This is a genomic window from Micromonospora sp. CNZ297 (assembly GCF_007827625.1).
In genome coordinates, this window is record NZ_VISU01000004.1 from 358,971 (window position 1) to 373,111 (window position 14,141).

17 protein-coding genes are annotated in these 14,141 nt (G+C 74.2%); 5 read left to right on the plus strand and 12 right to left on the minus strand.

The features are described 5' to 3' along the window. Positions 1–38: 38 nt before the first annotated feature. From FB454_RS10530 to FB454_RS10560, 7 genes are all read right to left on the minus strand, one after another. Positions 39–1,106 (minus strand): ADP-ribosylglycohydrolase family protein, encoded by a 1,068-nt coding sequence (locus FB454_RS10530; RefSeq protein ID WP_145753282.1) that lies wholly within the window; start codon positions 1,104–1,106, stop codon positions 39–41. A 26-nt stretch (positions 1,107–1,132) separates the two neighbouring features. Beyond that, a complete protein-coding gene (locus tag FB454_RS10535; protein ID WP_030270144.1) occupies positions 1,133–1,501 on the minus strand; it encodes a VOC family protein in 369 nt (122 codons plus the stop codon). 37 nt (positions 1,502–1,538) lie between these two features. After that, a complete protein-coding gene (locus FB454_RS10540; protein ID WP_145753284.1) occupies positions 1,539–2,543 on the minus strand; it encodes a methionine synthase in 1,005 nt (334 codons plus the stop codon). Positions 2,544–2,573: 30 nt separating this feature from the next. After that, positions 2,574–3,650, minus strand: a complete 1,077-nt coding sequence (gene mnmA / locus FB454_RS10545; RefSeq protein WP_013284461.1) for a tRNA 2-thiouridine(34) synthase MnmA — start codon at positions 3,648–3,650, stop codon at positions 2,574–2,576. A gap of 37 nt (positions 3,651–3,687) precedes the next feature. After that, a complete protein-coding gene (locus FB454_RS10550; protein WP_030270148.1) occupies positions 3,688–4,863 on the minus strand; it encodes a cysteine desulfurase family protein in 1,176 nt (391 codons plus the stop codon). A 108-nt stretch (positions 4,864–4,971) separates the two neighbouring features. Next, positions 4,972–5,643 carry a class F sortase gene (locus tag FB454_RS10555; RefSeq protein ID WP_145753286.1) on the minus strand — a complete coding sequence of 224 codons (672 nt, stop codon included), beginning with the start codon at positions 5,641–5,643 and terminating at the stop codon, positions 4,972–4,974. Then, positions 5,640–6,473: a DUF4397 domain-containing protein gene (locus FB454_RS10560; protein ID WP_013474295.1), complete on the minus strand. Its 834-nt coding sequence runs from the start codon at positions 6,471–6,473 to the stop codon at positions 5,640–5,642. The genes FB454_RS10555 and FB454_RS10560 overlap by 4 nt, the downstream gene beginning before the upstream one ends. Positions 6,474–6,713: 240 nt before the next feature. On the opposite strand from FB454_RS10560, the gene FB454_RS10565 reads away from it, so the two are divergent. Continuing rightward, positions 6,714–7,319, plus strand: a complete 606-nt coding sequence (locus FB454_RS10565; RefSeq protein ID WP_030270152.1) for an RNA polymerase sigma factor — start codon at positions 6,714–6,716, stop codon at positions 7,317–7,319. Then, complete coding sequence (locus FB454_RS10570) at positions 7,273–8,040, plus strand: anti-sigma factor (RefSeq protein ID WP_030270154.1); 768 nt, start codon at positions 7,273–7,275, stop codon at positions 8,038–8,040. The genes FB454_RS10565 and FB454_RS10570 overlap by 47 nt, the downstream gene beginning before the upstream one ends. Before the next feature lie 97 nt (positions 8,041–8,137). Here FB454_RS10570 and FB454_RS10575 read toward each other — a convergent pair whose 3' ends face one another. From FB454_RS10575 to FB454_RS10590, 4 genes are all read right to left on the minus strand, one after another. After that, entirely contained in the window at positions 8,138–9,097 is a 960-nt protein-coding gene (locus FB454_RS10575) for an electron transfer flavoprotein subunit alpha/FixB family protein (protein ID WP_013474293.1), read from the minus strand. Positions 9,098–9,109: 12 nt separating this feature from the next. Continuing rightward, positions 9,110–9,889 carry an electron transfer flavoprotein subunit beta/FixA family protein gene (locus FB454_RS10580; protein ID WP_013284454.1) on the minus strand — a complete coding sequence of 260 codons (780 nt, stop codon included), beginning with the start codon at positions 9,887–9,889 and terminating at the stop codon, positions 9,110–9,112. A gap of 176 nt (positions 9,890–10,065) precedes the next feature. After that, positions 10,066–10,470 carry a hypothetical protein gene (locus FB454_RS10585; protein ID WP_013284453.1) on the minus strand — a complete coding sequence of 135 codons (405 nt, stop codon included), beginning with the start codon at positions 10,468–10,470 and terminating at the stop codon, positions 10,066–10,068. A 2-nt stretch (positions 10,471–10,472) separates the two neighbouring features. After that, on the minus strand, positions 10,473–11,270 hold the full coding sequence (locus tag FB454_RS10590) for a GNAT family N-acetyltransferase (protein ID WP_013284452.1): 798 nt from the start codon (positions 11,268–11,270) through the stop codon (positions 10,473–10,475). Between the two features lie 41 nt (positions 11,271–11,311). Between FB454_RS10590 and FB454_RS10595 the strand changes: the two genes are divergently transcribed. Genes FB454_RS10595 through FB454_RS10605 form a run of 3 tightly spaced genes read left to right on the plus strand, consistent with a single transcriptional unit; the run spans position 11,312 to position 12,419 of the window. Next, positions 11,312–11,698, plus strand: coding sequence for a YidH family protein (locus FB454_RS10595; RefSeq protein WP_013284451.1), 387 nt, complete (start codon positions 11,312–11,314; stop codon positions 11,696–11,698). Further along, a complete protein-coding gene (locus FB454_RS10600; protein ID WP_013284450.1) occupies positions 11,695–11,994 on the plus strand; it encodes a DUF202 domain-containing protein in 300 nt (99 codons plus the stop codon). The genes FB454_RS10595 and FB454_RS10600 overlap by 4 nt, the downstream gene beginning before the upstream one ends. 26 nt (positions 11,995–12,020) lie before the next feature. Then, positions 12,021–12,419 carry a PLD nuclease N-terminal domain-containing protein gene (locus tag FB454_RS10605; protein WP_013284449.1) on the plus strand — a complete coding sequence of 133 codons (399 nt, stop codon included), beginning with the start codon at positions 12,021–12,023 and terminating at the stop codon, positions 12,417–12,419. Between the two features lie 55 nt (positions 12,420–12,474). Here FB454_RS10605 and FB454_RS10610 read toward each other — a convergent pair whose 3' ends face one another. Next, positions 12,475–14,097, minus strand: a complete 1,623-nt coding sequence (locus FB454_RS10610) for an acetolactate synthase (protein WP_013474291.1) — start codon at positions 14,095–14,097, stop codon at positions 12,475–12,477. Positions 14,098–14,141 lie beyond the last annotated feature (44 nt).

Sequence of the window (14,141 nt, forward strand, 5' to 3'; positions counted from 1 at the left end):
GCGAGCCGCCTCGCCCCGGCCTCACCCGGAAGGCGGGGTCACGCCGCCGGTCCCCGGCCGTCACGGGGTGAGCCGGCGCCGGACGCCTCCCCGTCGAACGCGTCGGCGAGCGCGGTGAGCTGGCCGGCGTACTCGATCCGCCCCGCCCACCCGGCGGGCCAGGCGGCCGTGCCGTACGCGGCCCCGACGAACGCGCCGGCCAGCGCGGCGATGGAGTCCGAGTCACCGGCCGTGGTGGCGCCCCGGGCCAGCGCGCCGACCGGGTCGTCGGTGTGGCGCAGCGCGCAGAGCAGCGCGGTGGCCAGCGCCTCCTCGGCGATCCACCCCTCACCGGTGAACCGGCACGGGTCGCCGCCGTCGTCCGGGCGGGCCAGCGCCGCCTCCAGCCGGCCGAGCACGCGCAGGCAGTCGTCCCAGCCCCGGGCGACGAACTCGGCCGCGTTGCTCTCGCCGGGCCGCTGCCACAGGTCACCGAGCCAGTCTTCCCGGTAGACGGTGCGCTGCGCCCGGGCCCGCTCGGTGAGCAGGCCGGGCAGTTCCGGCAGCGCCGCGCCGTCGCGCAGCAGCCGGACCGCGTACGCGGTCAGCTCGCTCGCCGCCAGCCCGGTCGGGTGGCCGTGGGTCAGGCCGGCCTGGAGCTGGGCCAGCCCGGCCATCGTGTCCAGGTCGACGTCGAGCAGCCCGACCGGGGTGACGCGCATGTTCGCGCCGCAGCCCTTGGAGCCGGCGACTGTGGCCTCCTGCCAGCGGGAGCCCCGGGCCAGCTCGGCGCAGGCCCGCAGGCAGGTCATGCCCGGGGCGCGGTTGTTCTCCGGGCTCACCGACCAGTCGACGAAGCGCTGCCGCAGCAGCGGCTCCACCACCTCGGCCGTGTACGCGGGCGCGTCGTGCAGCGCCCACGCCACGGCCAGCGCCATCTGCGTGTCGTCGGTGACCAGGGCCGGGTCGCCGGTCAGCTCGCGCGGACCGCCCGGACCGTAGCGCCGGACGATCTCGGTGACGGTGAGGAACTCGGTCGGCTTGCCCAGGGCGTCGCCGTAGGCCAGGCCGAACAGCGAACCGGCGGCCCGGCCGGTGGCGGTGGAGGCGGTCACGGTGGCGATCATGCCCCCGCCGCGCAAGTGGCGGAAGATCAGTCCCAGCAGAGGCAGAACGGGTGGCCGACCGGGTCGGCGTAGACCCGGAAGCCCTCCCCCTCACCGGGGAGCCGCCGTGCGCCGAGCGCCAGCACCGCCTTCTCGGCCGCCTCGATGTCGTCGACGCTCACGTCGAGGTGGAACTGCTGCGGCCGGGCCGGATCGGGCCAGTCGGGGGTGCGCAGGCCCGGTGCCCGCTGCAAGGCCACCCGCGGCTGGTGCCCGGGTGGGCCGCCGAGCACCACCCACTCGTCGCCGTCGGAGTTCTCCTCCACCACGGGCAGGCCGAGCAGCTCGGAGTAGAAGGCAGCGAGCGCGCGCGGATCGGGGCAGTCGATCACTGTGGAACGCAGTCGTCCAATCATGCCGGTCATCGTGCCCGGCGGGTACGACGGAAAAACGTCAGTCCTCGGCGAGCCGCCGGCCCGCGTCGCGGCAGGCGGTGAGCACCGCGCGGGCGTACCCCGGGGTGGCGCCGGCCAGGCCGCACGCGGGGGTGACCACCACCTGCTCGGCCAGCCGGCGGCGGGGGAAGCCGAGCTGGTCCCAGACCCGCCGGACCCGGTCGGCGACCTCGGCCGACGTCGGCGCCCGACCGGACGGCGGCGGCAGCGTCGGCGCGGCGCCGGCCAGCAGCCCGAGCCCGGCGTCGATCGCCTCGCCGAGCGGGTCGAGGTCGGTGACCAGCGACAGGTCGAGCGCGACGCCCACCGCGCCGGCGGACCGGATCAGCTCCAGCGGCGCGTCCGGCGCGCAGCAGTGCACGAGCGCCGGAACACCGGCCGCCTCGATCACGTCGTGCAGCAGCGCCCGCGCCACCTCGGTCTCCACCGGACGGTGGGTGCCGAATCCGCTCTCGGTGGGCACCCGGCCGGCCAGCACCGCCGGCAGGGACGGCTCGTCGAGCTGGAGCAGCACCGAGGCACGGGGCAGCCGCCGGGTCACCGCCTCGACGTGCCCGCGCAGCCCTTCGCCGAGCGAGCCGGCGAGGTCGCGTACCGCGCCCGGGTCGCGCAGCATCCGGCCGCCGATCGGCAGCTCCAGCACGGCGGCGAGGGTGAACGGGCCGGCGGCCTGGACCTTGACCGGTCCGGCGTACTCCTCGGCCTGCTCGGCGAGCTGGTCGAGGTCGCGTTCCATCAGGTCGCGGGCACGACGCACGTCCCGGCCGGGGCGCGGGGCGATCCGCCAGCGGGCCGCGTACAGCTCGACCGGCAGTTCGACGAGCAGGCCGGCGGTGCGGCCGACGATGTCCGCGCCCGGCCCCCGGGCTGGCAGCTCGGGCAGGTGCGGCAGTGCGGGCAGCTCGCCGAGCACGATCCGCTGCGCCTCGGCGATGTCGGTGCCGGGCAGCGACCCGATGCCGGTCGCCGCGCCGGTGGGCCAGGGCCACGCCTGCTCAGTCACGGCCGCAGCCTATCCGCTGCCCGTCGCCGGTCAGGCGGCGGTGATGGTGGCGGAGCCGAGGACCACGTCACCGGCCGGGTCCGGCCGGTAGGCCACTATCGCCTGGCCGGCTGCCACACCCCGGACCGGGCGGCGCAGCGACGCGCGCAGGCCGTCGGCGTCGACCTCGACGGCGGCCGGCACCACGTCGCCGTGCGCCCGGAGCTGCACCTCGCACTCGACCGGCCCGTCCGGGCGCGGCCCGCCGGTCCACACCGGGCGGGTGGCGCGTACGTCGGAGACCTCCAGCGCCTCGGCCGGGCCTACTGTCACCGTGTTCGTGGTCGGGGTGATGGACAGCACGTAGCGGGGCCGGCCGTCCGGCGCCGGGCGGTCCAGGTGCAGGCCGCGCCGCTGTCCGACGGTGTACTGGTAGGCGCCGCTGTGGCTGCCCACCACCGCGCCGGTGAGCGCGTCCACCACCTGGCCCGGCGCCTCGCCGAGCCGCTCGGCGAGGAAGCCGCGGGTGTCGCCGTCGGCGATGAAGCAGATGTCGTGCGAGTCCGGCTTGTCGGCCACGGCGAGGCCGCGCCGGGCGGCCTCCGCGCGCACCTCGGCCTTCGTCGAGTCACCGAGCGGGAAGATCGACCGGTCGAGCTGCGCGCGGGTCAGCACCGCCAGCACGTACGACTGGTCCTTGGCCGCGTCCACGCTGCGCCGCAGCAGGCCGTCCGCGCCGAGCCGGGCGTGGTGGCCGGTCACCACCGCGTCGAAGCCCAGGGCCACGGCCCGGTCCAGCACCGCCGCGAACTTGATCTTCTCGTTGCAGCGCAGGCAGGGATTCGGGGTACGCCCCGCGGCGTACTCGGCCACGAAGTCGTCCACCACGTCGTCGTGGAACCGGTCGGCCATGTCCCACACGTAGAACGGGATGCCGAGCACGTCGGCGGCGCGCCGGGCGTCCCGGGAGTCCTCCAGCGTGCAGCAGCCCCGGGCGCCGGTGCGGTACGTCTGCGGGTTACGGGCCAGGGCCAGGTGCACGCCCGTCACGTCGTGCCCGGCCTCCACCGCCCGTGCCGCCGCGACGGCGGAGTCCACCCCGCCCGACATCGCCGCCAGAACCCTCACCGGCCCACTCCCCTCGTCCTCACCGAGCGTATCCGGGTCAGCGGGGAGTACGGAGGGCGGCCGCGCGGCGGGCCCGCTCCACCGCTGCGGGCAGCGCGGCGATCAGCGCGTCCACGTCCGCGCCGGTGCTCGTGTGGCCGAGCGTGAAGCGCAGCGAGGACCGGGCCCGGTCGTCGTCGGCGCCCATCGCCAGCAGCACGTGCGAGGGCTGGGCCACCCCGGCGGAGCAGGCCGACCCGGTCGAGCAGGCGATGCCCTGGGCGTCCAGGAGCAGCAGCAGCGCGTCTCCCTCGCAGCCGGGGAAGGAGAAGTGCGCGTTGCCCGGGAGCCGGTCGGCCGGGTCGCCGTTGAAGATCACCTCGGGGACGGCCTGCCGGACCCGCTCGACCAGCTCGTCGCGGAGCGCGGCGACGCGGGCGGCGTACTCCTGCTGGCCCTTGACCGCGGCCTCGACGGCGACGGCGAACGCGACGATGCCGGCGGTGTCCAGCGTCCCGGAGCGTACGTCGCGCTCCTGGCCGCCGCCGTGCAGCAGCGGGGTGGCCGCCACGTCGCGGGCCAGCAGCAGCGCGCCCACACCGGCCGGGCCGCCGAGCTTGTGCCCGGTCACGGTGAGCGCCGACACGCCGCTGGCGGCGAAGTCGACGGGGACCTGCCCGACCGCCTGGATGGCGTCGGTGTGGAACGGCACCCCGTGTTCGGCGGCGACGGCGGCCAGCTCGGCCACCGGCTGGACGGTGCCCACCTCGTTGTTGGCCCACATGGCGGTGACCACCGCGACACGCTCGCCGTGCTCGGCCAGCTCGGCGCGCAGTCGCTCCGGATCGAGCCGTCCGGCCGCGTCGACCGGCAGCCAGCCGGCCTGCGCGTCCTCGTGCTCGACCAGCCAGTCCACCGCGTCGAGGACGGCGTGGTGCTCGACCGCGCTGGAGACCACCCGGACCCGGTCGGCCCGGGCGGCGCGACGAGCCCAGAAGACGCCCTTCACGGCGAGGTTGTCGCTCTCCGTGCCGCCGCCGGTGAAGATCACCTCGGAGGGGCGAGCGCCGAGCGCGGCGGCCACCCGCTCGCGGGACTCCTCCACCCGCCGCCGGGCCCGGCGGCCCGCCGCGTGCAGCGACGAGGCGTTGCCGACCTCGCGGGCGGCAGCGACGTACGCCTCGAGTGCCTCGTCCAGCATCGGGGTCGTCGCCGCGTGATCAAGGTATGCCATCACGGTTCAGCCTAACGGCCTGCGTACCAGGCACCGGGGGCCGGACCGCCCCGTCCCACCCGGGGCGGTCCGGCCCGCTCTCGCGCGCTCACGCGGGAACGGCCGTGATCACGCGGGAACGGCAGTGACCACGATGTTGTCCCGGTAGCTGCGGGTCTTCGCGTCGAACGGCCCGCCGCAGGTGATCAGCGTGAGGCGGGGTTTACCGTCGCGCGCGAAGTACCGCTCCAGCGGGATCTTCGACTTCCGGTACTCCTCCCGGGCAACCACCCGGTAGGAGCGCTCGCGGCCGTCCGAGCCGGTGGCGGTGAGCTCGTCCCCCTGGCCCAGCTCACGCAGCCGGAAGAACGCACCCTTGCCCTGCTCGGCGCTGTCCACGTGCCCGGCGATCACCACCGAGCCGGCGCCGGCCTCCAGGCCCGGGCCGTAGCGGTACCAGCCGACCTGGTCCACGCTGGGCGGCACCTCGAACTCGTCGGTGCGCTCGTTGACGCCCACCGGGTTGACGGTAGCGGTGACCCGGATCGGCGGGATGCTCAGCTTCACCGGCGGCACGATCTCGCTGTCGGCCGGCAGCGTCCCCGGGTTCACCGGTACCGAACCGCCGCCGGTCGCCGTCGCCGCCGGTGTGGGCGTGGGTGTGGCGCCGGCCAGGGCGGTCACCTCGTCGCCGCCGACGTCCTCGGCGGGCTCGGACCCGCACGCCACCACACCCGCCAGGGTGAGCGCGGCGGCGCCGGCGGCCATCGCCGCCAGCGCCCCGCGGTTGCGCACCGTCACCGGCGACCGGCCCGGGCGGTTGCCGCCACCCGCGCCCCGCCGCCGACCAGGAGCAGCACGCCGGCCCCGGCCAGCACGTACCACCAGGTGTCCACGCCGGTGCCGGCCTGGCCGCCGGTGCCGCTGGGCACGCCGCCCGGCGCCGAGTGCAGGCCGTTGATGGTCTGGGCGACCACGCTCAGGTTCTTCGCCTCGGCCGAGCCGATCGCGTAGACGATGGTGGCGGTGCCCTCCTTCAGGTTCAGGTCGGCCGGGCCGATGGCGACGGTGTCGGTGCCGGCGAGCACCACGTCCGCCTCGACCGAGCCGGCGGCCACGTCCGCCTTCGCCTCCTTCGGGTTGGTCAGGCCCTCGAAGACCGGCTTGCCGCCGGCCCGCACGTCGACGGCCGGGGCGGCGGCGGTGTGCCGGACGATCAGCCGGGCCTTGCCGGCGCCCACCTTGGACACGTCGTTGACGAACGGGGTGATCTGCGGCTCGCCGGCGGCGCTCAGGTGGGCGGCGAGGCTGATGTTCGCCCCGCCCGGCACCGCGGCGTCGTCCACCTTCAGGATCGCCTTGTCGATGGCCTCACCCGGCTTGGTCAGGGCGATGTCGTACTCCCCCTCGGGCAGGGTGAGCGGGCCGGCGACGTCGCCGGGCTTGAAGTTGTTCAGCGTCTTCTCGCCGTTGACGTACACGTCGACCGGGGTGTCCGGGATGCCGTGGACCACGGAGACCTTCGACGAGGCGGCGTAGGCCGGGCTCATGGTGGCGGCGCCGACGCCGGCGAAGGTGAGGGCGGCCACTGCGCCGCCCGCGGCGACCCGACGGAACATCGCGTACTGCATTGTCTGCCTCCTGGTGGTTGGTGCTGATTCGTCAGGCCTGGCTTGCAGAACGGGTTACGCCGGCTCCGTCGCCCCCGGATGCGCCCGGATCCGATTTCTTTTTCCCGTCTCCGGGCGCATCCGCCGGACCCTCCGGCGACGAAGGAGAGGTGACGAGGGTCGTGACCGACACACCGGGAGAGTGGGGCGAAGGCTGTGGGAGTTACAGTCGGGCATGCCCCACGGAAGGCGAGCCGCCCGGTGACGGCGGCGAGGCAGGGCCCCGAACCGCCGGGCGAGGACGACCTCGCCACCCGGTTCCGCGACGGCGACGAGGCGGCCCTGCGAGAGGCGTACGACAGGTACGGGCGAGCGGTGCTGCACCTGGCCGCCACGACGCTCGTGAACCGCAGCGATGCCGAGGACGTGACCCAGGCGACGTTCGTCGCCGCCTGGCTCGGCCGGGAGACGTTCGACCCGGCGAAAGGCTCACTGGTCGGCTGGCTGCTCGGAATCGGGCGGCGCAAGGTGGTCGACCGGATCCGGGCCTCGGCCCGGGAGACCCGGGTGGTCGAGACGGTGAAGCAACTGCCGGAGCCGGTCTCCACCGGCCCCGACCCGGACACCGTGGTCGACCGCCTGGTGGTCGCCGACGAGCTGGCCCGGCTCCCGGACGAGCAGCGCCGGATGCTGGAGCTGGCGTTCTACGACGACCTGACACACCAGCAGATCGCGGCGGTGACCGGAGTGCCGCTCGGCACCGTCAAGAGTCACATCAGACGCGGCATGCAGAGCCTGAAACGCAGATGGGAGGTGGACGGTGCAGCACCTGGACCACGACCGGCTGGTCTTTCTGGCGCTCGGTGAGAGCGAGGCGGCTGACGGCGAGGCCACCCATCTGGACACCTGCGACCACTGCCGGGGCGAGGTGGAGACGCTCCAGCACGTCGCCGGGCTCGGCGCGGGCACCCAGGGCCTGGCCGAGCTGCCCGACCCGCCGGAGCACATCTGGCAGGGCATCATGGCCGAGGTCCGGGCCGCCGAGCAGCTGCCGGCGCTGACCGACAGGCGCCTGCCGCGTTCGGCCGACCCGGTGGAGCCGGCCGCCGTACCCGTCGTGGCACGTCGTCCGCGGCGGAGCCGGCGCTGGCCGGGTTGGGCGACCACAGCGGTCACCGCCACAGCCGCCGCGGTGATCGGCGTGGCCGGAACCGCCGCGGTGCTCGGCGGCGGCGAGGAGACCGATCCCCGGCCGCCGGTGCTGGCCAGCGCGCCGCTCGCCGCGTTCGGTTCGACGCCGAAGGACGCCTCCGGCGACGCCCGGGTGCTCGGCGACCACCGATTGCATCTGCACGTGGCGAATCTCCCGACCGTTCCGGGGTACTACGAGGTCTGGCTGATCGATCCGAACACGATGGATATGTTCTCCGTGGGTACGCTGAGCAACGGATCAGGGGACGCGCTCCTGCCGATCCCCCCGAACGTCGACCTGCGTACCTACACCGTGGTCGACGTCAGCGCGGAGCAGTACGACAACAAGCCCGGCCACTCCGGCGACAGCCTGCTGAGGGGCACCCTGACGGGCTGATCGGCGGGCCGGCTCAGCTCCCCGGCCCGCCGATCAGCTCCCTACGAGAAAGGCCGCCGCCCGGTGCACCGGGCGGCGGCCTTCTTTCACGCGACGCTCACTTGCGCTTGCGGATCTCCTCGGCGGCCTGCGGGACGACCTTGAACAGGTCGCCGACCACGCCGTAGTCGGCCAGCTCGAAGATCGGCGCCTCGGCGTCCTTGTTCACCGCGACGATGGTCTTCGAGGTCTGCATGCCGGCCCGGTGCTGGATCGCACCGGAGATGCCCAGCGCGACGTAGAGCTGCGGGGAGACGGTCTTGCCGGTCTGGCCCACCTGGAACTGGTGCGGGTAGTAGCCGGAGTCGACTGCCGCGCGGGACGCGCCGACCGCGCCGCCGAGCAGGTCGGCCATCTCCTCGACCAGCTTGAAGTTGTCGGCGTTGCCGACACCGCGACCGCCGGAGACGACCACCGACGCCTCGGTCAGCTCGGGGCGGGAGCCCTTCTGCTCGGCGACCCGCTCGACGACCTTGGCGAGCTTGTCCGCGTCGGTGACCGACACGGTGAGCTGCTCGACCGCCGGGGTGGCAGCGGCCGGGGCCGGGTTGAGCGAGTTCGGCCGGACGGTGACCAGCGGCAGGCCCTTGGTGACCTTGGACTTGACGATGGTGGAGCCGGCGAACGCGACCTGGGTGGCGGTGCCGTCGGCGGCCAGGCCGACCACGTCGGTCAGGATGCCGTTGTCCAGCTTGACCGCGAGGCGGGCGGCGATCTCCTTGCCCTCCTGCGACGAGGCGAGCAGCACGGCGGCCGGCTGGACGCGCTTGACCAGCTCGGCGACCACCGTGGCCTTGGGGGCCACCAGGTAGCCGTCGATCTCCTCGCCCTCGGCGGCGTAGATCTTCTCCGCGCCGTACTCGCCGAGCTTGGCGCTCAGCGCCTCGGCGGCGCCGGCGCCACCGAGGACGACGGCGCTCGGGGTGCCCAGCTCGCGGGCGAGGGTGAGCATCTCCAGGGTGACCTTCTTGACGCCGAATTCCTTCGTGGCTTCGACGACGACGAGAACCTCAGACATGTCAGTGACCTCTCACACGAACTTCTCGGTGGCGAGGAACTCGACCAGCTTCACGCCGCCCTCGCCCTCGTCGGTGATCTTCTCGCCGCCGGAGCGCGGCGGGCGCTTGGAGTGCTCCACCACGGCGCTGGTGGCGCCGTCGAAGCCCACCTCGGCCGGGGCCACGCCCAGGTCGCCCAGGGAGAGCGTCTGCACCGGCTTCTTCTTGGCCGCCATGATGCCCTTGAAGGACGGGTAGCGCGGCTCGTTGATGGTGTCCCAGACGGAGACCACGGCCGGGGTCGAGGCGGTGACCACCTCGTAGCCCTCCTCGGTCTGCCGCTCGACGGTCAGGTTCGACCCGTCGACGGTGAGCTTGCGCGCGCCGGTCAGGGCGGCCACGCCCAGCCGCTCGGCGATCATGTGCGGCATGACCTGGACCCGGCCGTCGGTCGACTCGGCGCCGCAGATGACCAGGTCGGCGTTGAGCTGCCCGAGGGCGGCGGCCAGCACCTTCGAGGTGGCCACCGCGCAGGAGCCGTGCAGGGCGTCGTCCACCACGTGGACGGCCTTGTCCGGGCCCATGGAGAGCGCCTTGCGGATCGACTCGGTCGCCCGGTCCGGACCCATGGTCAGGATGGTGACCTCGCCGCCGTGCGCCTCCTTGATCTTCAACGCCTCTTCGATGGCGTACTCGTCCATCTCGTTGATGACGTTGTTCGCCGAACCGCGGTCGACGGTGTTGTCGTCAGAACGCAGGTTGCGGTCCGCGCCCGAATCGGGCACCTGCTTGACGAGTACGACGATGTTCATCGCGCTTCGACGACCCTCCTGTTTGGTGTAGCGATCACTCGCCCGGTCACGGGCGCAGCCTCCCGCGTGACGCAACGTGGGTCAACCGCGGGCTGCTGTGCACTTCCCCACGGAGCAATGTTACCCGCAAGTAGCATGGCCACCCCGGCGGCCCGGAGTGACGCAACTCACCACCGTCACGCCGGCTCGGCCAGCGCCTGCCGGATCTTCTCGATCGCCGCCGCCTCGGCCGGCTCGATCCCCCGGTGCGCCTGGGCCACCCGCTCCGCCGCGGCCAGCACCACCGACCGGTACGTCTCGACGTCGCCCGGCGACTTGGCGCGCAGGATCTCCACCGACCGGCCCAGCGCGGGCAGCACCACCGACTCGACCTCCAGGACCGAGTCCCGGGGGAGCTGCGGCAGCGGCCCGGTGGTCAGCGCCTCCTTGACCACGCCCCCCACCTCGGCGAGCGCGCCGGAGGCGGCGAAGCTCTCCCGCACCATGGCCAGCACCCCGGGTACGGCGTTGGAGACCAGGAAGACGGCACCGAACGCACCGGTCTTCAGGGTGAGCCGCTCGTCCGCCGTCAACCGTTCCATGATCACGGAGTGTAGACGTACGGCGTGGAGGTGGTGACCGCAACGAGCCCGAGCCGCTCCAGGATGGGGCGGCTGTCCGGCGAGCAGTCCACCTGGAGCAGCGTCTTGCCGCGCTGCTGCGCCAGCCGCGCCCGGTGGGCCACGAGCGCCCGGTAGACGCCCTTCCTGCGCCACTGCGGCAGCGTCGAGCCGCCCCAGAGGCTGGCGAAGCCGGTGCCCCGCTGGTAACGGATCCAGCCGGCGCTGATCACGGTCTCGCCCGCCTCCGCCACCACGATCGTGATCGACTGCGGATCGGCCTCGATCTCCCGGACCAGCCCGTACACCAGGTGGCTGCGGTCGGAGTGCCAGACCTCCTCCTCCATCGCGGCGATCCGCTCCAGGTCCGCCCGGCTGGTGACCTCGCGCAGGCGTACCCCCTCGGGGAGCACCGGGACGGCGGCGGCGAGCGGCGCGACCGGGCCGACCACGACCGTCTCCTGGTCCTCCGGCACGAATCCGGCGGCGCGCAGCCGGTCGCCCAGGTCGGCCGGCTCGTCGTGACCGGCGAGCTTCCACTCGACCGGCTCGCCCCGGTCCCGGAAGACCTCGACCTGCCGGGCGATGAGCGCGTCCAGCTCGGCGCCGGCCAGACCGTCGAGCGTCCGGTACGTCAGGAAGCCTCGGTGGTCGAGCCCGAGCACGCGGAACAGCGGGCCGTCGCGCTCGACCGTCACCCCGGCCGGCAGCGGGTCCGGCAGCTCCGGTCGGATCTGGCTGTCGTAGGCGTCGCGCAGCTCGCGCGCGTCAAGATCGGTCATCCCCCCAGGCTAGGCGCGGGGCAAAGCGGATAATCGGCAGCGTGTGGGAGTCGATCAAGAGCTGGTTCGACCCGCGTGAGCTGCGTTCGGTCGGCACCCCGCCGGACTACCGCTTCTCGCTGGCGAACGAACGGACGTTCCTGGCCTGGCTGCGAACAGGTCTCGCGCTGGTGGCGGGCGGGCTGGCCGCCGCGCAGTTCCTGCCGCCGCTGCGCCTGGCCCACCTGCGCGAGACGCTCGCGGTCGCGCTGCTGCTGCTCGGCGCCACCGTCTCGATCCGGGCGGTCGACCACTGGGCGCGCACCGAACGCGCCATGCGGCTGAACGAGGAGTTGCCCGCGTCCCGCTTCCCGGCCGTCCTCGCACTCGTCGTCGCGGTCGGCGCGCTGCTGCTGGTGGCCGCCGTGCTGGTGGGCGGCGCGCGGTGACCCGTGACCCCGGCCTGCAACCCGAGCGCACCCGGCTGGCGTGGCGGCGGACGCTGCTCACGCTCACTGCGGTGCTGCTGCTCCAGCTCCGGCCGGCGTTCGGCGGCCGGGCCGCGGACGCGGCGCCGGCCGGGCTCGCGGTGGTGGTCTGGCTCGCCGTGCTCGTGGTGACGTGGCACCGGGCCACCGGCACCGGACCGCGCCGGTTCGACAGATGGTCGGTGCCGCTGACCGCGCTCGGCGCGGCCGGACTTGCGGTGCTCGGCGTGGCGCACGTGCTCGGCGGGGTGCGCTGACGAGCGGCGGTGAGCCATCATGAGTCATGGCCCGCCTCTACGTGCTGCTCTTCCTGGTCCAGATCGTCCTCGCCGTGTGCGCGCTGATCAGCTGTCTCTCCGCCGACGAGGAGAAGGTCAAGGCGCTGCCCCGGATGATCTGGGTGCTGATCATTCTCTTCTTCCCGCTGGTCGGCTCGATCGCCTGGTTCCTGGTGGGCCGCGAGCGCCCGGCCGGGACCGCCGGCGTCACCGGCACGGCCCGGCCCGCCGCCCCGGCCCGCCGCCCGCTCGCACCGGACGACGACCCGGAGTTCCTCGCCTCGCTGGACGAGCGGTCCCGCCGCGAGGACCAGGAACGGCTGCGGCTGTGGGAGGAGGACCTGCGCCGCCGCGAGGAGGAGCTGCGCGGCCGCCCGGACGACAGGGACCGCCCCGAGGTCTGACACGCGCAGCGGGCCGCCCGCCGGTCACCCGGTGGACGGCCCGCACGCGCCGTGGTCAGGCCAGGTTCGACGAACGGGGGTACGCGTCCGCGGGGTCGGTCAGCACGTTCACCAGGTACGGCACGCCCGAGTCGAACGCGCGCCCCAACGCGGGCCCGAGGTCGGCGGCCTTCTCCACCGTCTCGCCCGCGCCGCCGAGCGCCTCGACCACCTTGTCGTAGCGCAGGCCGGGCTGGAGGTCGGCGGCCACGTCGTAGCCGTACATCGCCCGCATCGGGTGCTTCTCCAGCCCCCAGATGCCGTTGTTGCCGACCACGATCACCACCGGCAGCTTCTGCCGGACCAGCGACTCCACGTCCATCAGCGAGAAGCCGGCCGCGCCGTCGCCCATCAGCACGCAGATCTGCCGGTCCGGGTGGCTGACCCGGGCGCCCATCGCGTAGCCCATGCCGGTGCCGAGGCACCCGTACGGGCCGGGGTCGAGCCAGGTGCCGGGCTGGGCCGGCTCCAGATAGCGGCCGGCGTACGACACGAAGTCGCCGCCGTCGCCGATGGTGATGGCGTCCGGGGCGAGCGCCCTGCGCAGCTCGCCGTAGATCCGGGCCGGGCGGATCGGGTCGGTCTCGGCGGCCATCTCCTCCGCGTCGCGGGCCTTCGCCGCGTCCTCGGCGGTCCGCAGCTCGGCGATCCAGTCGGCGTGGTCGGCCCGGTCACCGGCGTGGTCGGCGAACGCGCCGAGGATCAGCCGCAGGTCACCGGCCGGCGCGGCGGCCGGCTGCACGTGCCCGGCCCGCTGGCTGGGCGCGTCCACGACGTGCACCACCTGGGCGTCGCCGAAGTCGCCGAAGGAGAGCCGGAAGTCCAGCGGGGTGCCGATCACCACGACCACGTCGGCGCCCTTGAGCGCGACCCGGCGGGCCTTGGCGAAGGCGAGCGGGTGCTCCGGCGGCAGCGCGCCCCGGCCCATCCCGTTGGTGAACACCGGCACCCGAAGCGACTCGGCGGCGGCGCGCAGCGCCTCGACGGCGTCGCCCGCGTACACGTCGGAGCCGGCGATGACGACCGGCCGCGACGCGCCGGCGATCAGGCGGGCCGCCTTCGCCACCTCGTCCGGGTCCGGCTCGATCGGCGCCGGCGGCGTGACCGCCGGCAGGTCGGCGTCACCGACCGAGAAGACCGCCTCCAGCGGGAAGTCCAGGAACACCGGGCCGCGGTGCGGGGTGAGCGCGGTGGTCAGCGCCGCCGACACCGCGCGCGGGATGTCGTCGGCGCTGAACACCGTCTCGGCGTGCTTGGTCACCGGCGCGACGAGCGGCAGGTGGTCCATCTCCTGGAGGCTGCCCGAGCCCCAGCGGAACTGCGGCGCCCGCCCACCGAGCACCAGCACCGGTGAGGCGTTGAAGAACGCGCTGGTCAGGCCGGAGACCCCGTTGGTGACGCCGGGGCCGGCGGTGAGCACGGCCAGGCCGGGGCGGCGCTGGAGCTTGGCGACCGCCTCGGCGGCGAACACCGCGGACTGCTCGTGCCGCACGTCGTAGAGGGGGAAACCCGCCCTGTGCGCGGCGTCGTAGAGCGGGAAGACGTGCCCGCCGGACAGCGTGAACATCTCCCGTACGCCGTGCGCGCGTAGTGCCGCGAGTGCCAGATCGCCCCCGTGGCCCTCGATCCGCTCCGTCATGCCATTCCCCTTCGTCGACCGACCGGGGTCACGCTACTGGCCGG

Coding starts and splice junctions, on each gene's coding strand:
- FB454_RS10610 (WP_013474291.1), bottom strand. CDS start 14,097: ATGACGGAGCGGATCGAGGGCCACGGGGGCGATCTGGCACTCGCGGCA.
- FB454_RS10580 (WP_013284454.1), bottom strand. CDS start 9,889: ATGAACATCGTCGTACTCGTCAAGCAGGTGCCCGATTCGGGCGCGGAC.
- FB454_RS10590 (WP_013284452.1), bottom strand. CDS start 11,270: ATGACCGATCTTGACGCGCGCGAGCTGCGCGACGCCTACGACAGCCAG.
- FB454_RS10585 (WP_013284453.1), bottom strand. CDS start 10,470: ATGGAACGGTTGACGGCGGACGAGCGGCTCACCCTGAAGACCGGTGCG.
- FB454_RS10560 (WP_013474295.1), bottom strand. CDS start 6,473: ATGCAGTACGCGATGTTCCGTCGGGTCGCCGCGGGCGGCGCAGTGGCC.
- FB454_RS10550 (WP_030270148.1), bottom strand. CDS start 4,863: ATGGCATACCTTGATCACGCGGCGACGACCCCGATGCTGGACGAGGCA.
- FB454_RS10530 (WP_145753282.1), bottom strand. CDS start 1,106: ATGATCGCCACCGTGACCGCCTCCACCGCCACCGGCCGGGCCGCCGGT.
- FB454_RS10575 (WP_013474293.1), bottom strand. CDS start 9,097: ATGTCTGAGGTTCTCGTCGTCGTCGAAGCCACGAAGGAATTCGGCGTC.
- FB454_RS10605 (WP_013284449.1), top strand. CDS start 12,021: ATGGCCCGCCTCTACGTGCTGCTCTTCCTGGTCCAGATCGTCCTCGCC.
- FB454_RS10535 (WP_030270144.1), bottom strand. CDS start 1,501: ATGATTGGACGACTGCGTTCCACAGTGATCGACTGCCCCGATCCGCGC.